The sequence below is a fragment of the Curtobacterium sp. BNK-1 genome, from assembly GCF_048685235.1.
In the GTDB taxonomy this organism is placed as follows: domain Bacteria; phylum Pseudomonadota; class Gammaproteobacteria; order Enterobacterales; family Enterobacteriaceae; genus Pantoea; species Pantoea agglomerans.
On sequence record NZ_JBLQTJ010000001.1, the window covers coordinates 2,101,739 to 2,124,280 of the forward strand.

Here is a 22,542-nt window from a genome sequence, read left to right on the forward strand (position 1 = left end):
GTGACCAAGGAAGCCTACGCTGTCAGCTTAACTGCCCATGAAGTCTTAACACTCAAGTCACACTGCATATCTCACTTTCTGAGCCAGTTTCGCGCTGCAATAGCGAGAATCGCCGTCGATGATTTAATGCCCTTTTTCAGTGACCTAAAAAGCCCGAGGAAATGCAATCTCTTTACCCCTGACATGGAGCAGTACACGTGCTTTCATGGGCGATCCTCACGCAATGTGTTTTCAGGGATACGGCCTGTATCAATCCCGCTATAACTTCCGTTATTCCGGGATCCATTGATTGCACAGCGATCGCAGTTCTCTTTAGCTTCACTTCGGGAGGCATCCAATCGGGCTACAAGCATTGCTTCACGCCAGACCTGCACCGCACGCAACCAAAAGCCTTTGGCCTCCAGCGCGGTGGCCTGCTGCACCCGCTGGCGATATTGCTCACCCTCTTCCATGACCAGTTCGCTATTGATTGAATAACGCCAGTCGCTGGCACGCTTAAGTATTCCTCTGGTTAAAAGCGGTTTAATAACACGCTTCATAGCGATTTCATGCAGGCCGATCAGCATGCAGAGTTCGCAGACCTTTAGCGGCCCCCTACGGGTAATTAATTTAAGAACTTTTAATTCGTAATTGATCATAATTTTCTCTCGTTAGCCGCGAAAGCCATGGGGCACAGAGCAATCAGGTTTTGGCAACACCGTGATATCCCGCTGAATGTTTCGCTGCAGGGCTTTCCACTCAGAACGCGGTGGGCGACCGGCCTTGTGCCATTTGGCAGCTGACTGCAGATAGCCAGGCAGATTGCCAGGGATGAACAGCGTTTTAGGACGCATATACTGATATTCCTGAGTGCCTTCCCAGTGGACATGCTTGTAATCCACCACCAGACAAAGCTCTTCCACCGTAAACGCATCTTTGAGCCGGGAATTGATGTGACCCATCGACGACTGCGCCTCTGTGTACTTAGCGCCGGTAACCTTGTTCAGATGGCTTAAGACTTTCCGGGAATGCCTGACGAATGACCACTCATCGTCTGGTTGCGTAGCAAACTGACAAGTAGGAGTTGTTGTAATCTCTGAAGTATTCTCTGATGTATTCTCTGTAAGACGGGGGCAATTTGCCCTAATGGATGATGGCAGACTGCCTTTATCAATGGGGGCAGATTGCCCTCCCCGATGAGTGCGACTTGCATTCTTCGATGAGGGCAAATTACCCTCATCGGCCAGCATTGGATTTGCATGATTTATTGCGTAGTAATTAGTCCGATCATGCTGTGTTTTTTTCAGCTGCTCGACAAAAATCAAATCGCGTTTTTTAAGTGATGTCAGAGTACGTTTAACTGTGTCCGATGACCAAAATGGAAACTGATTAGTCCACTCTTCAATAGTGTTATAAACCCAGCGCATACCGTCATATTCGACACCAGACCGGGTGTCCTCCAGCCAGTAGCAAATTTGTTGCAGTACAATCGCCTCATTCAGACCAATACGCTGCGCGAGCATCGGGCTAATTACCAATGGCTTAACTTTCAGAAGCAGGCTCATGAACTATTTTGACCTCCCTGAAATATTGCTTAAACCATTGGAGAGAACTGAAGCAATTACCATGTTTATCGCTGTCACGCAGTTAGATAACCTGGCCGTTTTCTGGCTCCCAACGAATGACCCGCGCACGCATATCACGGACAATATGCTCAGGTTTTTGCATTTTTTCACCGCCATCGACTGTTTTGCATCGTCTACAGAACTGTCGTCAAAGATGTGACTAACTTCTTTGTTAATCCCTGGTATATTGAACCCATACCACAGTGCTCTATGACATAAGCGGCCAAAGGCAGTAGGAAGGCAATGAAATTGCGGTAATTCTGAATGTCTGATTAAATTGATCACGCGATTAGCTCTCCATACACATTGATTTAGTCGCATCGAGCGCCGCGGGCTGCAATCCCCCGGCGCTCACCTTTTTTGAAACACAAAACAGGCAATATATTGGCGACAGTTACCCTTGCCGCACCGCCATGATTTGATCGCTGTTTTCTCCAATATGCTTATCCTCATCTACTACGCCGCCAGCGACTGCTTTGTGAATGCAGCCTGCATGTTTCCCAATGCCATCAATTGAATTCATCAGGCACTGACTGATGTCCGCATTATCAATATCTTTAATATCCACCAGCGGAACGTTTAGCGTGGTTATAGCGTTTGCAATATGCCTACTGCAAAATCATGGCCAGGCCCGCCGTGAAAATCTGATTAATATTTGTGCATCATCGGTTAAATATCACCTCCTCAGTCCAGCCCAGCAACTCAGCAGCTTTTAAATACCCACCAAAAAATATGAACCCGGCCTTTTCAGTGTCTCTACCAGCTGTGCTGGTGGTTTTTATGGTTGCCGGTGCGTTTGAACCAAGACCAAACCCTCTCTAACTAATTTCTCTACTGATAAAATTGCTGTTACAAGTCCTGGTGTATGTTTGATAAGGCTGGAAGTGTAGAATTCACAGCTCACTGTTTTTTCTGTGAAAAACCAGCTAATCGTTCAGCTATATCCAGGCATGCAGCATGTACTCACTTCTGTTCAATTCTTCTGCCTCCAGGCAGGTCCTTAAACCAACTTCACAACATGCTTCATCATGCGCCATGCGCAAATTTTTTGCGTTTTTATGGATTTACCTTCATCGATTGCGTAACACGCATGCTATTATATGCATTCTTATTGCGCAAGTTAATTTGCGTTTCATGCAAGCCAGCCATTAAATAGGCCTATGAACATAGGAAATCGAATCAGAGAGCTTCGCCTTGCGCGGGGAATGAGGATTAACGATCTGGCTGATGCTGTAGGCGTCGATCAGGCAAATATTTCACGTCTTGAGACAGGAAAACAAAAATCCTTTACCGAGCAATCGCTTAATAAAATTGCGAATGCACTGAATGTGGGCCTTGGCGAATTATTTATTCCCTCACATCCAGAAAATACTGTATATAATAACAGTAAGGATATTGAAAAAGCCATACAAGGGGGGGATGTGTATCGTGTGGATTTGCTTGACGTAAATGTGAGTGCTGGCCCAGGAGCGTTTATAGGAAGTGACATCATTGATGTTATTCGCTCTATTGAGTACAACACCGACCATGCCAGGAACTTTTTCGGCGGTAAGCCTCAGGCTACTGTAAAAATGGTTAATGTTCGCGGCGACAGCATGTCAGGGACTATTGAGCCTGGAGATCTGATTTTTGTTGATGTTTCAGTGACTCAGTTCGATGGGGATGGTATATACGTCTTCGGTTTTGATGGGAAAATACACATCAAGCGCCTGCAGATCGTTCCTGACAAAATTGTCGTCATTTCTGATAATACACGCTATCGGGATTGGTACATTGATGAAACAAATGAGCACCGCTTTTACATCTTCGGCAAAGTCATGATTAGCCAGTCGCAAACCTTTAAGCGTCACGGCTAACCCCCCTGACAGCACTCAACACCCGGCATGCCCGGGTTTTTTGCTCTTTTGGCATTCCTAACTTAAAAATGGCGCATTTTAACTTACCTTATATGCATATCAGCTTTAACGTTTGCCCTCCGGGCAATAAACCTGAACGAAGACCATATCTGTAATGGAGATACTGGCGCTGTAAGTTTGCAATGCGGCAAGGAAACGCTGGCAGGTAATCCTGCATCACGTTTCGCTGCTTATAAAGTTTGCCCCAACCTGTTACCACACGAAAAAAGGAATCACCTCTGGCTCATCCCTCGTTCAATATCTACTGCTCTGTTTCGGCAATTATGTAAAGTTTATGTTAATTTCAAATCTGCTTAGCAGGCTAATTTTTTCAGTATAATTTATGATTGACGTAAGCGAAAAAACTCTAACCTCGCTTAGCGTCTCAAATTCAGCAATGAGTACAGTTTCAGCCCTATCTCCCCTTAACTTCCTGGTTCACAGGCTTATTCTTGTTGAATATTGCTGAGTTACTTTTTCACGATTCAGGCCTCTATAAGGCCTATCTCCATGTTAAGTTTTGTTTTTACACAAAAAGAACCCCAGCAAGGATACTGGGGTTTGGTACTTGCAAACACCACGTCAATGATCGGCGTGCTGCGCGGCAAAATCTGTTGTGGTTCAGGCGACCCGAACGGTGCTCATCTGCATCACGCTTTTCATCGCCTCAACCACATCGCCGTCTACACAGTAGCGGCTGAACTCGTCAGTCTCGGCTTCTGAACACATGGAGACCCCCGCTTTGCGGTAGCGCATCGGCGACGCGACAAGGCGGCTGGCCGAGCTGTGAACTTCATCAATCCCCATGTCGAGAAACTTTTGCAGGTTGCTGAGACGTACCCCGGCACCCGCCATAATAATAGGACCGGTGCTGGCCTCATTTAGTTCCCTGAGTAATGCAATTCCGTTTTCAGCGCTCTGCTGCTGACCGGATGTCAGAATACGCGCCACTCCCAAATCCGTTAGTTCTTCCAGCGCACGCTTAGGGCTGTGACAGAGATCGAAGGCGCGATGAAAGGTTACGGCCAGGCCGTCACACAGCGCCATAATCTGCCGCATCTGACCATGATGAATGTGAGCATCTTCATCCAGCATCCCAATCACCAGACCAGGAAAACCGAGTTCACGGATTAACGCCACATCCGATTTCATCGCTTCAAATTCGCGTGCGGTGTAACAAAAATCGCCACCACGTGGCCGGACAATAGGATGAACCGGAATCGAAACTTCTTGCCGGGCGGCATTCAGCATCCCCGCCGACGGGGTCAGGCCGCCTTCACGCGGTGCGGCACAGAGTTCAACCCGATCGGCGCCCGCCTGTTGTGCGGTCACAGCGCAATCCACGCCATAGCAGCAAATTTCCAGTGTGGTCATTCTCTTCTCCTTTACATGACTCTGGTTCAAGGCAGATTCATCAGTTAGTCTGGCTGCTGGAATGAGTTTACCGGGAAAGTTAACTATGGCATTCAATTTCGACCAACGGATAGACCGTCGTCACAGCGATAGCCTTAAATGGAACAAATATGCGGACCAGGACATTCTGCCGTTGTGGGTGGCAGACACCGATTTCCGATCGCCTGACTGCGTCATCGATGCGATTAAAACCCGTGCCGAACATGGGATTTTTGGCTATGGCGACACGCCAGTGGAATTTATCGATAGCGCGATAGCCTGGCTCGTCTCACGCTATCAGTGGCACGTTAATCCGGAATGGATTGTGGTTTTGCCGGGTGTCGTAAGCGGGCTGAATCTGGCAGTGCGCGCTTTCACCGCCCCTGACGAGCTGACGATTGCGCCAACACCCATCTATCCGCCGTTTCGCGGTGCAGCAAAACTGGCAGAGCGCGGTCAGATCACGCTGCCGCTGTCGCTGCAACAGGGACGCTGGCTGCTGGATCTGGCTGCGCCGGAAGGTCAGCTGGACGATAAAGCGCGGCTGTTAATGCTGTGCAACCCGCAGAATCCGGGCGGCACCGTCTATCGCCGCGAAGAACTGCAGGCGCAACTGGAATTGGCGCAGAAGCACGATTTGATTGTCTGTTCCGACGAGATCCACAGCGATCTGCTGCTGGAACCCGGCGTTAAGCACATACCCTTTGCTTCACTGAGCGAAGATGCAGCCCAGCGTAGCGTGACGCTGATGTCGCCCTCAAAGTCCTTTAATATTGCCGGTCTTGGGGCTTCCATCGCCATCATCCCCAACGCCGGGCTGCGCGCGCGCTTTAACCGGGTACGACGCGGCATTGTGCCGGATGTTGATATTCTGGCACTCACGGCAGCAGCAGCGGCATGGCGCGAGGGTGAGCCCTGGCTGAATGCGCAGAATGCCTATCTGCGCAGTAACCGTGACTGGCTGGTGTCGCAGGTCAATAAGATGACCGGCCTGTCACTCGCCTCACCGGAAGCGACCTACCTGGCCTGGATCGACGCCAGCGCGCTGGGTGTGGCCAGCCCGGCGCTCTATTTTGAAAAGCACGGGCTGGGCTTAACCGCCGGACGTGAGTTTGGCAATGACCAGTTTGTCCGGCTCAATTTCGGCTGTACCCGCGCGCTGCTCGACGAAGCCGTTGCGCGCCTGAAGCGTGCGTTAGCCGCCCGTCTTTAGTTCTGCTCGCTGGCGACAATCTCCTCCAGTCGCCACGGATGGAACTTGATTGTCGTCTGCCCATCCGTTACCGCCAGGGTCGGATTGGGCAGGCGCTCATTCTCGCCCTGCGGTGAACTGGTTTTAAATGAAATACCCGGCTGCGTCAGCGCCTCATCTGACAGCAAGGCCATCGCGCGCACGCCCAGCGTCTGATGATCGCCCCGTAACACCACCTCAATATGCTCCCAGCCTTCATGGCGATAACGCTTTTCACCCGGCCATGGCAGTTCAACCACATCAATCTGCCTGCCTGCGACAATCAGCGGGTCATGGAGTTTAAACAGGCAAATCTGCCTGCCGTTGATCATCGCCGCCGAAAACTGCGTGCCAATCTGCTGCAAACCTTGCTGCCAGCGCATCGCCGTCGTGTCCTGATGGCAACGCACCGCGATATGGTCCACTTCCAGATCGGTAAGACGCAAACCGAGCCGCTGCGCAAAACTTTGCAACGATTCTTCAAAACGTCCTAAATCTGTCTTTAAATCATCCAATTCTGCCGGAAAAGTTCTCGTCACTACCCCACTTCCTCTCAATTTGTTTAGCATTTATAACCCGCCTGGCTTTTGGCGCGCCGCATGCTGAGCATCACATAATGATAAGATTCATCTTATTTGGCCCGAAATTTAACGCTAATCCTTATAATAACATCTTTCATTTCGGATTTATCTCCTGTTTAGGACCATGAGTTCCTTGATGAAAGCATGTTAAATATATGATTATTATCAACTTCTTTAATACAATAAGATAACTCTCATTTACCTGGCAAACAATTGCAGCCCACCCCGCCTTCCTATAAATTTGACCTAACACAACCAAAAGGAATGGCTCTATGTCTATGCTCATCGTTGTCGCTGTCCTGATCGCACTGATGGGATTTGCAATCTCCCGCCATTGGAAGGTGCGTGAAGATAAAAGCGTAAAGAACCCACGCCGTCATCTGCGACGTCGTTAATGCTTCAGGGAAACATCTATTAAGCTCTGTTTCCCCGCTTCATCCAACTGCTGACGCCCACTGACATTTCACGTATACTTTTCCCCTCATTTTTTTCCGTTTTGTCTGCCCCATCCGTTTCTGCCTCTTCGTGACGCGATGCGCTCAGGCAAGATGATGACAGCCCGGCTTTCTGGTCCGGGCGTTGCTCAGCACATGAAGGTAACTCGGTGAATATTCAGGCACTTCTTTCCGCAAAAGTCAGTCAGGCAATGGTTTTAGCCGGCGCACCCGCCGATTGCGAACCCCAGGTTCGTCAATCCGCCCGGGTTCAGTTTGGAGACTATCAGGCCAACGGCATTATGGCCGTGGCGAAAAAGCTGGGACAGGCACCGCGACAATTAGCGGAAACGGTGATTCAGCACCTCGACCTGACCGGCATCGCCAGCAAAGTCGAAATTGCCGGGCCGGGCTTCATCAATATCTTCCTTGACCACAACTGGCTGGCCAGTCATGCCCGGGAAGCGCTGCGTCTGCCGCGCCTTGGCGTGCAACTGGCCGAGCCCCAGACTATCGTCGTCGACTACTCTGCGCCTAACGTTGCGAAAGAGATGCATGTGGGCCACGTCCGCTCCACCATCATTGGTGACGCGGCGGTGCGTACGCTGGAGTTTCTCGGACATAAAGTGATCCGAGCGAACCACGTTGGCGACTGGGGAACGCAGTTCGGTATGTTGATCGCGTTCCTGGAAAAGCAGCAGAATGAAGATCATGCAGAGATGGCGCTGGCCGATCTCGAAGGCTTCTACCGTGAAGCCAAGCGCACTTATGATGAAGATCCTGAGTTTGCCGAGCGCGCGCGCAGTTATGTGGTGAAATTACAGGGCGGCGATGACTATTGCCGCCAGATGTGGAAGAAGCTGGTCGACATCACCATGAGTCAGAACCAGAAAATCTATGACCGCATGAACGTCACGCTGACGCGCAATGATGTTATGGGTGAAAGTCTCTATAACGATATGCTGCCTGGCATCGTCTCCGATCTGAAACAGAAAGGCTTAGCGGTAGAGAGTGAAGGTGCGACCGTGGTGTTCCTGGATGAATTCCAGAACAAAGAGGGTGAACCGATGGGCGTCATCATCCAGAAAAAGGATGGCGGCTACCTCTACACCACCACCGATATCGCCTGTGCGAAATATCGTTACGAAACGCTGAAAGCCGATCGTGTGCTCTATTACATCGACTCACGTCAGCATCAGCATCTGGTTCAGGCCTGGACTATCGTCCGCAAAGCGGGTTATGTGCCGGAATCTGTTCCGCTGGAGCACCATGCGTTCGGCATGATGCTGGGCAAAGATGGCCGTCCGTTCAAAACCCGCAGCGGCGGCACCATCAAGCTCTCCGATCTGCTGGATGAAGCCTATCAGCGTGCCTACACGCTGGTGCGTGAGAAGAACCCGGAGATGAGCGAAGCGGAAGTGAAAACGCTGGCGGAAGTGGTTGGCATCAGCGCGGTGAAATACGCCGACCTGTCAAAAAGCCGTACCACCGATTACATTTTCGACTGGGACAACATGCTGGCGTTCGAAGGCAATACCGCGCCTTACATGCAGTATGCCTATACCCGCGTACTCTCCGTGTTCCGCAAGGCGGGCATTGATGCCGATTCGCTGGATGCGGAGATTGTGATCAGCGAAGAGCGTGAAGCGCAGCTGGCCACCCGTCTGCTGCAGTTCGAAGAGGTTATTACGCAGGTCGCTCGTGACGGCACGCCACACGTGATGTGTGCCTATCTCTACGATCTGGCCGGTCTGTTCTCCGGATTCTACGAGCACTGCCCGATTCTCACCGCAGAATCAGACACAACCCGTCTGAGCCGACTGCAGCTGGCCGCGCTGACCGCGAAGACGCTGAAGCAGGGCCTGGATACGCTGGGCATCGACACCGTCGAGCGCATGTAACCTCTTAAACGGAGAGGGGTTTCCCTCTCCGTTGCTGAATTCGTATATCCGCTCTGATCCCCCAAATCTTCGCAGCAGGATGGTGTTATGTCTGTAGCCGCGCACCTCATCAGCAGCCACCTTCCCACCATAAAACAGTTGCAGTGCTTTCTGGCTGTTGCGCATGAGCTGAATTTTCGCCGGGCCGCAGAACGTCTCAGCATGACGCAACCTCCGCTGACCCGTCAGATTCAGAGTCTGGAAGATCTGCTGGGCCACTCGCTGTTCAGCCGCACGACCCATGAGGTAACGCTCACCGATTCTGGCCGTGCGCTGGTCGCGAAGGCGGAAGCGATCCTGACTGCGCTGAATGCCCTGAAGCAGGATGCGCAGCCCGCCGCGGCACGGCTACGCATCGGGCTGACCCGCACGCTGAACTTTGAACTGATTGCGCCACTTAACCGGCAGCTCGCCGCTTTTCATGCCAGCGAAGAGATGGAGATGCCCCGCCTGACCTCCCCTCAGCTTTTGCAAAGCCTGGCCAAAAACAGTCTGGATTTAATACTCACCGGAGAAAAGGGGTCGGATGCGGAAGACACCGTTCAGTACGCCTGGGTTTACCGTGAGCCGCTGCTGATTGCCATGCCGTCGGCGCATCCTGCCAGTGTGGCGGAGCAGGTCTCGCTGGAAGCGCTGGCCGATCTGCCGCTGTTCTGGTTTGCCCGCAGCGCCAATCCGCTGTTTTACGATAAATGCGAGCGCTACTTCGCCACACTCAGCGTCACGCTGAAACGGGTAAGAGAGCCGGACGATTCCCTGCTGATGCTGTCACACATCGCCAGAGGAAAAGGATTCGCCCTGATGCCGCAGTCAAAATGCACCTTTAATCAGGCAGGTCTCTGTTACCGCCCGCTGAGAGAGGATGCGGCGCAGCAGCTGGCGATTGATGTTTACGCGGCGATTCGCGCCGATGAAAAAAATGAGGCGGTTCTCAATGCGCTGAGAGAACTCTCTCATCCCGGGAATGCGATAACGTCCGCATGATGCCGTGCCGCTGAAACGCAGCGAAGCACCACCACACTCTTCTCCCTTCTTAATCTCCGCTCAGCCTGTTGCTGAGAGCTTACTGTGTCGACACGCCGGATAGATGTCTGAAGCCCTTTCATTCGCCTGATACCTTTTTTGCATGACGGAAAGAGCAATTCATTGCTTTCACGCGGAGTGAAACAATCGCGTCTCACATACGAGGAGCGACAATGAAAAAGCGAACGTTAACTCAGGGTCTGGACGTCAGCGCAATCGGCTATGGCGCGATGGGGCTCAGCGAATTTTATGGTCAGACCGATGACCGTCATTCCCTGCAACTGCTCAATAAGCTGCGCGATCTGGATATCACCTTTATCGATACCGCCGATCTTTACGGGCGCGGTCACAACGAGCAGTTGATAGGTCAGTTTCTTGCCGGGCTCAATCAGGCCGAACGGCTGAAATTCACCGTGGCCACCAAATGTGGCATTGAACGTCCTGCTGATGCGGCCTATGCCCGCACCATCAACAATCAGCCGGACTACATTACCCGCTGCTGCCATGAATCACTGAAACGGCTGGGCGTTGAGCGCATCGATCTCTTTTATCTGCACCGGATCAGTCCGGCGACACCGATTGAGGAGAGCATGCAGTGTCTCAGCCGTCTGGTGCAGGAGGGAAAGATTGCCCGGATTGGGCTGTGTGAAGCATCGGCTTCAACACTGAATCGGGCGCAGGCGATCCATCCGCTGGCCGCGCTGCAGACGGAGTATTCACTCTGGACGCGTGACATCGAAGAAGAGATTCTGCCGACGGTGAAAAAGCTCGGTGTCGGACTGGTGCCCTATTCGCCGCTGGGCAGAGGATTCCTGACGGGTAAATACCGTAAAAACAGCGATTTTGCCGAGGGTGATTTCCGCAAAAACAATGACCGTTTCCGGCAGGAAAATATCGATCATAATCTCCAGCTTCTTAACGCGGTGACGCCACTGGCTGAGAAATATCACGCCACCACCGGGCAGATTGCGCTGGCCTGGCTACTGGCACAGTATGACAAAATTGTGCCGATACCGGGCACCAAACAGATCGCTTACCTTACTGAAAACGCGCAGGCCGCAGATATGGAGCTGGAAGAGGAAGATATCGGGTTGCTGAACGCTGTTCATCAGCAGATTGAAGTTAAAGGCGGTCGCTACTCTGAGGAGGGAATGAAGGGGGTGAACGCCTGAATACAAAATACGCACTTGCGCACTGTGCATCGGTGCGTTAAATTGTTTTCAGTGTGATACAGGGAGGTAACGAGGTGGCGACGTTAAGGAATATTGAAAGTTTCAGGGATGACTGGCTTAAGGATTATTTTTTATATGGCAAATTTTCCAAAAGAATACCGTCAAGCCTCTCATCAGCGCTGGCGCGAAAGCTCGACATCATCAATGCGGCGATTAACTATAAGGATTTAAAGTCGCCGCCTGGCAATCGTTATGAGGAACTAAATCCACCTCTCAAGGGATATGCTTCAATCAGGGTCAATGAGCAATATCGGCTGATCTTTAAATGGATAGAAGGTAAGGCCGTTGACCTTTATCTGGATGCTCATAGTTATAAAACGCACAAGCGATGAAAACTGAGCCTGACTGCATCAGGCGCTGTAAGACAGCATGTAACACATCACCCTCTGTCAGTAATAAAGAGAGCAAGACTATGAACCAGGCGACCCGCAAACCGACCACTGTCGGTGACGTATTACTTTACGAATATCTGGAGCCAACCGGCCTGAAGATTCTCGACTTAGCGGAGATGCTAAAAGTGCACCGCAACACCGTCAGCGCTCTGGTCAACAATAACCGGAAGCTGACGCCGGATATGGCTTTCAGGCTGGCTGCAGCCTTCGAAACCAGCGTTGAGTTCTGGCTTAATCTGCAAAACAGTGTCGATATCTGGGAAGTGATGCATGATGCCAGGGCACAGGAGGAGATCAGTCGCGTAACACCGTTGAAGGATTTTCTGGTGCAGAAAGAGAATCAGCTGGCGTGAAAAGCTTTATAACGCACTGGTCATGACGGGATTTGAAACGGGTCAATTATCTGTCAGCCGCTGGGTCAGGGTTAGCATCGGTTTACAGCCAGGGTCATCACGTAACAAGGGAGCCAGGAGGCGATCTCCGGCTCGCCTTCAGTCAATTCAGCAACGATACCCTTACTCGTAATTGACCATCACTTCACTGCTCACCACCCGTAATCCGGGTGGCAGCGCCCCGCTTCCGGCGAAACCAAACACCATATGCAGGGTCTCACTGGCGCTCAGATGTGCCAGCCCGCGCGTGGTGCCGCTTGCCCCCTCCAGGGAAGTGCAGCGCTGTTCGCCGCACAAGCGCACCTGCAGGCCGGACGGGGCCGGTCTGCTCAGCTGATAACGCCAGTTAATAACGCTGACCTCCCCGCCAATGTCGGCGGGCGGCGTCAGCGGCTGCGCCCGTTGCCAGCTGCCGCGGTTCGCCAGCAGCGGCCCATTGGCCGTGGCACTCCAGGCACCACCGGCCGCCTGCGCCATCAGTGGCAGCATCACGAATGCCATCACCAGCCAGCGCATTATTTACCTCCGATGGTGGCAGTCATACGGATCTGGCGGTTGTCGCTCAGCTCCAGATTAGAGAGCACCACCAGCTGTGGCAGATTGCGGCGCAGGAAGCGCGCCAGCAGCGCACGCAGCGGATGATTGACCAACAGCACCGGTGGCGCACCCAGCATCTCCTGACGCTGCAATGCCGCCTGTGCCTGACTTAACAGCCGATCGGCCAGACCCGGCTCCAGTCCGCCACCGCCCTGCAACGCCTGTAACAGCAGGCGCTCCAGCGTGGAATCGAGCCCGATAACCTGCACTTCGTCATTACCCGGGAACCACTGCTGAGTAATCGCACGGCCCAGCGCCACACGCACCACGCTGGTCAGCTCCTGCGGATCGCTCTGCACCGGCGCATGTTCCGCCAGCGTTTCGATAATGGTGCGCATATCGCGAATCGACACCCGCTCCACCAGCAGGTTCTGCAGCACCTTGTGCAGGGTGGTCAGCGAGATCACTCCCGGCACCAGATCTTCGGTCAGCTTCGGCATCTCCTGAGTCACACGATCCAGCAACTGCTGCGCTTCCTGACGGCCAAACAGCTCGCTGGCGAACTGGCAAATCAGATGGTTAAGGTGGGTTGCCACCACGGTACTGGCTTCAACCACGGTAAAGCCCTGAATCTGTGCCTGCTCTTTCAGCGCGCTATCAATCCAGACCGCCGCCAGTCCAAAGGCGGGATCAACGGTCGCTTCGCCTGGCAGACTTCCGGCAGCCGTGCCCGGGTTAATCGCCATCCAGCGGCCAGGATAGGCATCACCGCTGCCAATCTCCACCCCTTTCATCAGGATGCGATAGCGTGCCGGTGGCAGCTCCATGTTGTCGCGGATATGCACCACCGGCGGCAGGAAACCGACATCCTGAGCGACTTTCTTACGGATACTGCGGATACGTCCCAGCAGCTCACCGTTTTGCTGATGATCGACCATCGGAATCAGGCGATAGCCCACTTCCATGCCCAGCGTATCTTCCAGCTGCACATCGGTCCACGACGCTTCGGTGGCGGCTGGCGTGTCCGCCGTTTTGGCGATGCCGCCCGTGACTTCCACTTTCTTCTTCGGCTGCATTTCGCGGCCGCGCAGCCACCAGGCCAGACCCAGTAAGGCGGCGGTGAACAGCAGGAAGACGAAGTTCGGCATGCCCGGCACCAGACCGAGCAGACCAATCACGCCGGCGCTCAGCATCAGCACGCGCGGATCTTTGAACAGCTGGGTGACCATCTGTTCGCCGACATCCTGATCGGTGGCAACGCGCGTCACGATAACACCGGCTGCGGTAGAGATAACCAGCGCCGGGATCTGCGCGACCAGACCATCACCGATGGTCAGCAGCGTATAGGTCTCTGCGGCATGACCCACATCCATACCGTGCTGCACCACGCCCACCAGCAGGCCGCCGATGACGTTGATTACCATGATCATGATACCGGCGACGGCATCACCACGAACGAACTTACTGGCACCGTCCATCGAACCGTAGAAGTCCGCTTCCTGGGTTACTTCGGCACGGCGGCGTTTGGCGTCATCTTCACCGATCAGACCGGCGTTGAGGTCGGCATCGATCGCCATCTGCTTACCGGGCATCCCGTCCAGCACAAAGCGCGCGCCCACTTCGGCGATACGGCCAGCACCTTTGGTGATAACCATAAAGTTGATGATGACGAGGATGATAAACACCACGATACCGATGGCGAAGTTACCGCCCACCAGGAAGTGACCGAACGCTTCAACCACCTGTCCTGCCGCGGCGGCACCCGTATGCCCTTCCATCAGGATGATACGGGTTGAAGCCACGTTCAGCGCCAGACGCAGCAAGGTAGAGAACAGCAGAATGGTCGGGAACGCCGCAAACTCCAGGGTCCGCTGGGTGAACATCGCCACCAGCAGGATCATGATCGACAGCGCAATGTTAAAGGTGAACAGCAGATCGAGGATGAACGGCGGTAATGGCAGAACCATCATCGACAGGATCATCAGGATCAGTACCGGCCCGGCCAGCACCTGCCACTGCATATCTTTAAAGTTGCCCGGTAAACGTAGTTTTGCGGCCAGGTTATTAGCCATCGTTTTTGCTCTCTCCTGCAAAGTCCATCTCTGCCGGAACCGGCAGGTTTTTTGGTTTGGTTGGGATCAGGCCGCCTTCGCGCTTCCAGCGACGCGACTGCCAGACCCACGCCAGCACCTCGGCCACGGCGGCATAGAGCGCGCCGGGGATGTGCTGACCAATTTCAGTATGTCGGTATAATGCACGCGCCAGCGGCGGTGCTTCCAGAACCGGGATGCGGTGTTCGGCAGCCAGTTCACGAATTCTCAGGGCGATCTCACCTGCGCCTTTCGCCACCACTTTCGGCGCACTCATCTTCTTCTCGTTGTACTGCAGTGCCACCGAGTAGTGCGTCGGGTTGGTGACGATGACATCGGCTTTCGGCACATCCGCCATCATTCGGCGTCGCGCTGCGGCGCGCATCTGCTGCCGGATGCGCCCTTTAACGTGCGGGTCACCTTCCTGCTGCTTATGCTCGTCGCGGATCTCCTGCATCGACATTTTCAGCTTTTTAAAGTGGCTGTGCAGCTGCCAGAAGACGTCATACCCGACCATCGGGATCAGCCCCAGCATCACCAGCGAACAGCAGACTGCGATCATCTCCATGCCGTGAATCAGCGCGGTGACGGGCGCTTCGCTGATCAACCGCAGCATCTCGGGCCAGTGGCTCCAGATGTACCACCAGCCCACCGAGCCAACCAGAATAGTCTTGAGGATGCCTTTAAACAGTTCGGTCCAGGCCTGCGCCGCAAACATTCGCTTGAACCCAGCCATCGGGCTCATCTTCTTCAGGTCGAACTTGATCGATTTACCGCTGAAAACGATACCGCCCAGCAGCATGGGCGCGGCGATTGCCACCAGCACCAGACCGCCCATCAATGGTAGCAGCGCCATCAGTGCCTGCGTGATCAGGCTGCCGATGTGGCTGACGATAATTTTGTCATCTCTGACCATGCCGTGATCAAAACGGAGTCCGGTGGCGACCATCGCCGCCAGCCGGTGCGCCATCATGTTGCCGCCCATCCACAGGATCATGATGCCGGCCAGCAGCATCAGTACGGATGTGAGTTCGCGCGAACGCGGAATCTGGCCCTCTTCACGCGCTTTCTCAAGTCGGTGGGCCGTGGGCGATTCTGTTTTGTCTTCGTCGCTATCTTCAGCCACGACAAACCTCGGTTGGCAGGAATTCTGAGCATAGGATGACAAATCTGGCTTAAGTTAAAGCGGAGATAAGATGAAGAAAACAGGCGTTCTTTCGGGGATGGGTCTGACAATGCGGAACGGGGCCACCCGAAGGTGACCCTGTTTATTATAACCTGCAGCTGTTTTGCCCGCCCGCAGGCGGACGAAACCTAGAACCCTAAGCTGTCCAGCAGGTCATCAACCTGATCCTGGTTCGCCACCACGCCCGGTGCATCGGCGTGAATCTGCGGCCCGTTCAGCAGGCTGGTGCCTTCCTGACGCTTCTCAGCGCTGACTTCTGGCATATTCTCCAGCAGCACCATTAACAGCTGGCGCTCAATTTCCTGGATCACATCCATCATGCGCTTGATCACCTGACCGGTCAGGTCCTGGAAATCCTGCGCCATCATGATTTCAAGCAGCTGCTTGTTGGTAAAGGCGGTATGCTCTGGCACGGCGGTGAGGAATGCGCGCGTATCCGTCACCAACTCCCGCGCATCACCCAGTTCAATCGGGTTCTCAAACCACTCATCCCAACGCCCTTTCAGCTGGGTTGCCCCGGCTTCCATCTTATCCTGATGGGGTTGTGCTGCTTCAACACAGTTCAACGCACGGTCGGCGGCCTGCGCCGTCATCTGCACAACATAATCCAGACGGTCGCGGGCATCAGGAATGGCTTCAGCCGCATCGGCTATGGCTTTATCCAGCCCCAGCTCGCGCAGGCTGTCGCGCAGCATGCGCGTCAGAGAGCCAATACGTGAAATGATGTCGTGTGCCGCGGCATCCTCAGTTGGTTTCGGAAAGTCGCTCATCACATCCCCTTACATGCCCAGTTTTTCGAAAATTTTACCCAGCTTTTCTTCCAGGGTTGCCGCAGTGAATGGCTTCACGACATATCCGCTGGCACCGGCCTGGGCGGCGGCGATAATGTTCTCTTTCTTCGCTTCCGCGGTCACCATCAACACCGGCAGCGAACTCATTGCCGCGTCGGCACGAATGGTCTGCAGCAGCTGCAGGCCATCCATGTTTGGCATGTTCCAGTCGGAAATCACGAAGTCGAAACCACCCGCTTTCAGTTTGCCGAGGGCGTCCACACCATCTTCCGCTTCTTCTACGTTATTGAAGCCCAGCTCTTTCAGCAGGTTACGCACAATACGACGCATCGTATTGAAGTCGTCTACTACCAAAAAGCGCATGTTTTTATCAGCCATATCTACTCCTGAGTTGTCTCGCCCGGCGGGACGGGCCTGTTAAATACGCAATGCCTGTCCGGCGCTAATTTTCGCCAGCATGTGCTGGCTGATGTTGCTTAAATCCACGACTTCGCTCACGCCGCCTGTGGCAATGGCCTCACGCGGCATGCCAAATACCACACAGCTGGCTTCGTTCTGGGCGATAGTCCAGGCGCCTGCCCGATGCATTTCCAGCATCCCGGCGGCACCGTCGTTGCCCATGCCGGTGAGGATGACCCCCACCGCATTTCGTCCGGCGTAAGTTGCCACCGATTTAAACAGCACATCCACAGAGGGTTTGTGCCGGTTAACCGGTGGTCCTTCATTCAGTTTCACCACATAGTTGGCGCCACTTCGGGCCAGCTCCATGTGCATTGCGCCTGGCGCGATGTAGGCATGGCCTGGCAGAATACGCTCACCATCTTCAGCTTCTTTTACCGTGATCTGACACAACTTGTTCAGACGCTCGGCGAAAGAGCGGGTAAAGCCTGGCGGCATATGCTGGGTAATCAGCAGTGCCGGGCTGGTCGCCGGTAACGGCTGCAGCACATGGCGAATCGCCTCAGTACCCCCGGTTGAGGAGCCAATCGCAATCAGCTTCTCACTACTCAGTAGCGGACCCGCTTTCAGCGTCGCCGGCACCGGCATCGCTGCACGGTTGTGCAGTCGGGCACGGGAGGCTGCACGAATTTTGTCGCCAATCATCTGGCTGTAAGACAGCATCCCTTCGCGGATACCGAGCTGTGGCTTGGTGACAAAATCCACCGCTCCCAGCTCCAGCGCGCGCAGGGTAATTTCAGAGCCTTTCCCGGTCAGCGATGAAACCATCACCACCGGCATTGGCCGTAACCGCATCAGTTTTTCCAGGAAATCGAGGCCATCCATGCGCGGCATTTCCACATCCAGCGTCAGCACCTGCGGATTGAACTGCTTAATCAAATCGCGGGCGACCAGCGGATCGGGCGCCGTAGCGACCATCTCCATATCCGGATGGCTGTTGATGATTTCAGTCATCAACTGCCGCATCAGCGCAGAGTCATCTACGCACATCACGGTGATTTTGCTCATCATCTTTCCTTCGTCAGTCCATAGACGGTTTGCCCGCGCAGCCAGAACTCTTTACTGATCTGACTGAAGTTTTCTGAGTGCCCGGCGAACAGAATGCCGCCCGGCTTCAGGAGCGGGGCAAACCGACGCAGAATCTTCTCCTGCGTCTCTTTATCGAAATAGATCATCACGTTGCGACAGAAAATAGCGTCGAACTGACCCGGCAGCGCCCAGTCATTGGCCAGCAGGTTAAGCTGCGCGTAAGTGACCATATTGGTCAGCTCGGGACGCGCCCGCACCATACCGGCATGAGGACCGGTGCCGCGCAGGAAGTAGCGCTGCATTTGCGCGGGTGACAGCGTGCGCAGCTCCTCCTGGCGATAAACACCCGCCACCGCTTTTTCCAGCACCTGGGTGTCGATATCGCTGGCATGAACCTGGAACTTGCCCGGTCCGGTGCCCAGCGCTTCCGCCAGCGTCATGGCGATGGAGTAAGGCTCTTCGCCGGTTGACGCTGCGGTACTCCAGACGCTGAAGTTGCCCTGTCGCTTACGTGCATGCTCCGCCAGAATCGGGAAGTGATGCGCTTCGCGGAAGAACGCGGTCAGGTTAGTGGTCAGGGCATTGATAAACGCCTGCCACTCGGCACTGTTCGGATCGGACTCCAGCAGCGCCAGGTAGCGACCGAAATCATCGATATTCAGCGTACGCAGGCGACGAACCAGACGGTTGTAAACCATCTCACGCTTGTGATCGGCCAGTACGATACCGGCACGCTGATAGATCAGCTGGCTGATACGACGAAAATGCGTATCGGAGAGCGGTAAACGCTGCACCATTTGCGACAGCAGCGTTGTCGTCTCATTTTGATCTAAAATTGTCGATTTTTTCATCTCTGCACCTGGCCCGAACTCAATACATTATTTGTCTGCTGCGATGCCCGGCGGCTCAATAGCGGCCGGGCCACGGGCGTTTAAAAGGTTTCCCAGTTGTCGTCGCTGCGGGTAGCAGGCGAACGACCAACGGCTAACGGTGCATCTGACTGGAGAGTTTTCATCGCCGTTGTCTTGTTAACGGCCTGAGCGACAAATTCTTTACCAATATTGAACACTGATACCGCTTGTTTTAAGTGACTTGCCTGATCTTCGAGCGCTGCAGCCGCTGCCGCTGACTCTTCGACCAGTGAGGCGTTCTGCTGGGTGACGCGATCCATCTCCGTCACGGCAAGCCCCACCTGGTCAATGCCACGGCTCTGCTCGTCTGACGCTGAGGCGATCTCACCCATGATGTCGGTGACGCGGGTGACCGCGCTGACGATGTTGCTCATGGTGTCACCGGCGCTCTCTACCAGCACCGAGCCGGTATTAACGCGGCTAACCGAATCTTCAATCAGACCTTTAATCTCTTTGGCGGCCTGGGCGCTGCGCTGCGCCAGGCTGCGCACTTCACCGGCAACGACCGCAAAACCGCGACCCTGTTCACCGGCACGCGCCGCTTCAACGGCCGCATTCAGCGCCAGGATGTTGGTCTGGAAGGCGATGCCATCAATCACACTGGTGATATCGGCAATCTTTTTGGAACTGCCGGCAATTTCTTTCATGGTGGTGACCACGCCATCCACCACTTTGCCGCCCTGCTGCGCGGTTTCAGAGGCGGTCAGCGCCAGCTTGGACGCCTGACGGGCGTTTTCGGCATTCTGCTTCACGGTCGCGGTGAGCTGCTCCATGCTGGCAGCGGTCTGCTCCAGCGAAGCGGCCTGCTGTTCGGTACGCGAAGAGAGATCGTTATTGCCGATGGAGATTTCGCTCGCACCGGTATAGATGGCATCAGAGCCGTCTCGAACGGTTCGCACGGTACGGACCAGCTCCTGCTGCATGTGCTGCAGCGAAGTCAGTAACTCCCCGATTTCGTTACGCACGCTAATCTCAACCGGCTGGGTCAGATCGCCCCGTGCGATGTGCTGGATATGCTCAATGCTCTGACGCAGCGGACGGATCAGCACCGAGCGCATCACGTTCCACACCAGGATAATCATCAGCAAGGTCACTGCCAGCGTGGCGATAACGATAGTGATGGAGCGGGTATACGCGTGCTGGTTGGCTTCCACACCCTGCTGAGACAGCGCTTTATTGTGCTCAAGCCACTCGCTGTAATCTTTCTGGAACTTGTCCTGGTAGCTCTGGGTCGGCTGATCCACAAAACCTTTGAAATTGCCGGCGGTGAAGAAGACCATCAGCTCCGCCAGCGCATCGTGATAGGCCTTGTAGTTCGCCTGTAACGCCCGGACGTTTTCGGCCGTTTTGCCTTCTTCTGACAGGTTATCGTTGAATATCTGATAGCTGACTTCAGCCTGCTTCAGCTCCTCGCCCGCCAGGGCGACCAGCTCTTTCACGCTGGCACCCGAGCCCGACATCTGTGCATCCTGCAGAAAACGGATACCGGCGCGGTTAAGGGTGTTGCGCGCCTGAACCAGCGAAACCCATGAGGTGCCCATCGCCTGTTGCAGAGTATTCAGGCGTTGGTTGTAGGCAAAATTCTCTTTATCTGAACTGACAGTTTTGAAAAACATTCCGCCGGAAAACAGCTGCAGCAGCGCAAACAGCGCCAGCACACACAGCAGGCCGGAGACGACTCGTACTCGACTAAACATAAACACCTCATTGGTTGGCGATTCGTGTGTATTTATCGGCGGAGACGGGGGGAACTTTATGCATGGCGACGGCTTTACGCCGCCGCCATGTTGAAAGAGGAAAAAATCAGGCGCGGGAAATTTTGAAAACGGAGACGGCCTGGGTCAGGACGCTGGCCTGCTGCTCCAGTGCGGCCGCAGCGGCGGCAGACTCCTCAACCAGCGAGGCGTTCTGCTGGGTCACGCGATCCATTTCGGTAACGGCCAGACCGACCTGCTCGATACCGCGGCTCTGCTCATCGGAAGCGGAGGCGATCTCACCCATGATGTCGGTAACGCGGGTCACGGCACCCACAATCTCATTCATGGTGCTGCCGGCGCTTTCAACCTGCAGTGAACCGCTGTTGACGCGTGACACCGAGTCTTCAATCAGGCCTTTAATCTCTTTGGCGGCCTGAGCGCTGCGCTGGGCCAGACTGCGCACTTCACCGGCCACCACCGCAAAACCGCGACCCTGTTCACCGGCACGTGCCGCTTCAACCGCCGCATTCAGCGCCAGGATATTAGTCTGGAAGGCGATGCCGTCGATCACGCTGATAATGTCCGCGATTTTCTTCGAGCTGCCGGCGATCTCTTTCATGGTTGTGACCACGCCATTCACCACTTTACCGCCCTGCTGCGCGGTTTCGGAGGCGGTCAGCGCCAGCTGGGATGCCTGACGGGCGTTGTCAGCATTTTGCTTCACCGTGGCGGTAAGCTGCTCCATGCTGGCGGCGGTCTGCTCCAGCGAAGCGGCCTGCTCTTCGGTGCGGGCCGACAGGTCGTTGTTACCGGCGGCGATTTCGCTGGCACCGGTAAAGATGGCATCAGAGCCGTCACGCACATTCCCCACCGTCATCACCAGCGACTGCTGCATCTCATGGATGCCTGCTGCCAGCTGGCTCATCTCATTACGCCCCTCAACCACAATCGGCTGGGTCAAATCGCCGGAGGCAATAGCGCGAATCTGTGCCAGCAGCTGTTGCAGCGGCTGAATCAGCACCTGACGCAGGCCAAACCAGCAGGTAATAATCACCGCAAGCACCGCAACACCAATCGCGGCCAGCAGCCACATCATCTGTTTAAAGGCTTTCTGGTTCTGCGCCATTCCCTGATCGGAAAGCTCAGTCTGACGCGCACGCCATTTGTTGTAGCTCTCCTGCATCGCGACCTGTTTCTGCTCAATGTTCTGTTTAAACATCCCTTCCAGGTCACGCGCCTGCAGACTTTTTACCATCGCCTTCAGGCCGTTTTCGTAGTTAGCGTAATCCGCTTCAAGCGTGTCGCCCATGGTTTCGTCAAGACCTGACGTGGTTGGCAGATGGTAATAGATTTTAAAGTGGCGATCGGCTTCCGCTAACTGGGTATTGGCTTTGTTGATCAGCTCATCAAGCTGACCACCGTTCATCTGCGAGGCCATGCTGGTCTGTAAGCGCAGCATGCCGCGGTTCAGCGTGGTACGGCTGTTGTTCAGTGAAATATAGGCGTCAGTCATCTCGGTGACATTGCGATTAGAGACCTGCGACAGCGCAAAGGACTCTTTGTCTTTATTGAGGGCTGACCAGAAAAGGCTGCCAGCGACTAACTGGAGCGCGCCAAAGATGACCAGGACTGCGATTAAACTGGTCACCACTTTTATTTTTTTTAACATCTTGTTCCCCTGCAGGTTAATTTAGGTGCAGCGGCTATATCGGCGATGTAACAGGAT

The 22,542-nt window shown here is 54.4% G+C and carries 23 protein-coding genes; 9 read left to right on the plus strand and 14 right to left on the minus strand.

Features of this window, described 5'->3' with window-relative positions; translation table 11 throughout:
• Positions 1–203: 203 nt before the first annotated feature.
• Together ACMGGP_RS10045 and ACMGGP_RS10050 are read right to left on the minus strand one after the other, a co-directional pair.
• A complete protein-coding gene (locus ACMGGP_RS10045; protein ID WP_033769284.1) occupies positions 204–638 on the minus strand; it encodes a PerC family transcriptional regulator in 435 nt (144 codons plus the stop codon).
• A gap of 12 nt (positions 639–650) precedes the next feature.
• On the minus strand, positions 651–1,544 hold the full coding sequence (locus ACMGGP_RS10050) for a conserved phage C-terminal domain-containing protein (protein ID WP_033769285.1): 894 nt from the start codon (positions 1,542–1,544) through the stop codon (positions 651–653).
• Here ACMGGP_RS10050 and ACMGGP_RS10055 point away from each other — a divergent pair.
• Positions 1,543–1,764, plus strand: coding sequence for a hypothetical protein (locus ACMGGP_RS10055; protein WP_033769288.1), 222 nt, complete (start codon positions 1,543–1,545; stop codon positions 1,762–1,764). The genes ACMGGP_RS10050 and ACMGGP_RS10055 overlap by 2 nt on opposite strands.
• Positions 1,765–1,998: 234 nt before the next feature.
• Here the strand turns inward: ACMGGP_RS10055 and ACMGGP_RS10060 are convergent, their stop codons facing one another.
• The gene (locus ACMGGP_RS10060) at positions 1,999–2,172 is read right to left on the minus strand and encodes a phage regulatory CII family protein (protein ID WP_263055953.1); all 174 of its coding nucleotides are present in this window, start codon (positions 2,170–2,172) and stop codon (positions 1,999–2,001) included.
• A 592-nt stretch (positions 2,173–2,764) separates the two neighbouring features.
• On the opposite strand from ACMGGP_RS10060, the gene ACMGGP_RS10065 reads away from it, so the two are divergent.
• The gene (locus ACMGGP_RS10065; RefSeq protein ID WP_033769290.1) at positions 2,765–3,460 is read left to right on the plus strand and encodes an XRE family transcriptional regulator; all 696 of its coding nucleotides are present in this window, start codon (positions 2,765–2,767) and stop codon (positions 3,458–3,460) included.
• A gap of 660 nt (positions 3,461–4,120) precedes the next feature.
• Here the strand turns inward: ACMGGP_RS10065 and cutC are convergent.
• Positions 4,121–4,873 (minus strand): copper homeostasis protein CutC, encoded by a 753-nt coding sequence (gene cutC / locus ACMGGP_RS10070; RefSeq protein ID WP_010258601.1) that lies wholly within the window; start codon positions 4,871–4,873, stop codon positions 4,121–4,123.
• 85 nt (positions 4,874–4,958) lie between these two features.
• Between cutC and ACMGGP_RS10075 the strand changes: the two genes are divergently transcribed.
• Entirely contained in the window at positions 4,959–6,104 is a 1,146-nt protein-coding gene (locus tag ACMGGP_RS10075; RefSeq protein WP_337028975.1) for a MalY/PatB family protein, read from the plus strand.
• On the opposite strand, the gene ACMGGP_RS10080 is transcribed toward ACMGGP_RS10075, so the two are convergent.
• On the minus strand, positions 6,101–6,661 hold the full coding sequence (locus tag ACMGGP_RS10080) for a VOC family protein (RefSeq protein ID WP_061703859.1): 561 nt from the start codon (positions 6,659–6,661) through the stop codon (positions 6,101–6,103). The genes ACMGGP_RS10075 and ACMGGP_RS10080 overlap by 4 nt on opposite strands.
• 314 nt (positions 6,662–6,975) lie before the next feature.
• Here ACMGGP_RS10080 and ACMGGP_RS10085 point away from each other — a divergent pair, with 314 nt between their 5' ends.
• From ACMGGP_RS10085 to ACMGGP_RS10110, 6 genes are all read left to right on the plus strand, one after another.
• Positions 6,976–7,098 (plus strand): hypothetical protein, encoded by a 123-nt coding sequence (locus tag ACMGGP_RS10085; RefSeq protein ID WP_009089698.1) that lies wholly within the window; start codon positions 6,976–6,978, stop codon positions 7,096–7,098.
• Between the two features lie 209 nt (positions 7,099–7,307).
• Positions 7,308–9,038 carry an arginine--tRNA ligase gene (gene argS / locus ACMGGP_RS10090; RefSeq protein ID WP_010258588.1) on the plus strand — a complete coding sequence of 577 codons (1,731 nt, stop codon included), beginning with the start codon at positions 7,308–7,310 and terminating at the stop codon, positions 9,036–9,038.
• An 87-nt stretch (positions 9,039–9,125) separates the two neighbouring features.
• Entirely contained in the window at positions 9,126–10,061 is a 936-nt protein-coding gene (locus ACMGGP_RS10095; RefSeq protein WP_124890044.1) for a LysR family transcriptional regulator, read from the plus strand.
• 212 nt (positions 10,062–10,273) lie between these two features.
• Complete coding sequence (locus ACMGGP_RS10100; protein WP_124890045.1) at positions 10,274–11,272, plus strand: aldo/keto reductase; 999 nt, start codon at positions 10,274–10,276, stop codon at positions 11,270–11,272.
• 74 nt (positions 11,273–11,346) lie between these two features.
• On the plus strand, positions 11,347–11,664 hold the full coding sequence (locus tag ACMGGP_RS10105) for a type II toxin-antitoxin system RelE/ParE family toxin (protein WP_498798399.1): 318 nt from the start codon (positions 11,347–11,349) through the stop codon (positions 11,662–11,664).
• An 80-nt stretch (positions 11,665–11,744) separates the two neighbouring features.
• Entirely contained in the window at positions 11,745–12,077 is a 333-nt protein-coding gene (locus ACMGGP_RS10110; RefSeq protein ID WP_010258577.1) for a HigA family addiction module antitoxin, read from the plus strand.
• 162 nt (positions 12,078–12,239) lie between these two features.
• Here the strand turns inward: ACMGGP_RS10110 and flhE are convergent, their stop codons facing one another.
• The 9 genes from flhE to ACMGGP_RS10155 form a co-directional block, all read right to left on the minus strand.
• Positions 12,240–12,632, minus strand: coding sequence for a flagellar protein FlhE (gene flhE / locus ACMGGP_RS10115; protein WP_010670816.1), 393 nt, complete (start codon positions 12,630–12,632; stop codon positions 12,240–12,242).
• A complete protein-coding gene (gene flhA / locus ACMGGP_RS10120; RefSeq protein ID WP_498798400.1) occupies positions 12,632–14,725 on the minus strand; it encodes a flagellar biosynthesis protein FlhA in 2,094 nt (697 codons plus the stop codon). Before flhA ends, flhE begins: the two co-directional genes overlap by 1 nt.
• Positions 14,718–15,869 carry a flagellar biosynthesis protein FlhB gene (gene flhB / locus ACMGGP_RS10125; RefSeq protein ID WP_010258565.1) on the minus strand — a complete coding sequence of 384 codons (1,152 nt, stop codon included), beginning with the start codon at positions 15,867–15,869 and terminating at the stop codon, positions 14,718–14,720. The genes flhA and flhB overlap by 8 nt, the downstream gene beginning before the upstream one ends.
• Before the next feature lie 188 nt (positions 15,870–16,057).
• Positions 16,058–16,699 carry a protein phosphatase CheZ gene (gene cheZ / locus ACMGGP_RS10130; RefSeq protein WP_003849160.1) on the minus strand — a complete coding sequence of 214 codons (642 nt, stop codon included), beginning with the start codon at positions 16,697–16,699 and terminating at the stop codon, positions 16,058–16,060.
• A gap of 9 nt (positions 16,700–16,708) precedes the next feature.
• Positions 16,709–17,098 carry a chemotaxis response regulator CheY gene (cheY, locus tag ACMGGP_RS10135; protein WP_010258559.1) on the minus strand — a complete coding sequence of 130 codons (390 nt, stop codon included), beginning with the start codon at positions 17,096–17,098 and terminating at the stop codon, positions 16,709–16,711.
• 39 nt (positions 17,099–17,137) lie between these two features.
• The gene (locus ACMGGP_RS10140; protein ID WP_498798401.1) at positions 17,138–18,190 is read right to left on the minus strand and encodes a protein-glutamate methylesterase/protein-glutamine glutaminase; all 1,053 of its coding nucleotides are present in this window, start codon (positions 18,188–18,190) and stop codon (positions 17,138–17,140) included.
• Positions 18,187–19,059: a protein-glutamate O-methyltransferase CheR gene (gene cheR / locus ACMGGP_RS10145; RefSeq protein WP_498798402.1), complete on the minus strand. Its 873-nt coding sequence runs from the start codon at positions 19,057–19,059 to the stop codon at positions 18,187–18,189. The genes ACMGGP_RS10140 and cheR overlap by 4 nt, the downstream gene beginning before the upstream one ends.
• Before the next feature lie 80 nt (positions 19,060–19,139).
• Entirely contained in the window at positions 19,140–20,816 is a 1,677-nt protein-coding gene (locus tag ACMGGP_RS10150) for a methyl-accepting chemotaxis protein (RefSeq protein ID WP_010258548.1), read from the minus strand.
• Between the two features lie 106 nt (positions 20,817–20,922).
• Entirely contained in the window at positions 20,923–22,485 is a 1,563-nt protein-coding gene (locus tag ACMGGP_RS10155) for a methyl-accepting chemotaxis protein (protein ID WP_022625501.1), read from the minus strand.
• Between the last annotated feature and the right edge of the window lie 57 nt (positions 22,486–22,542).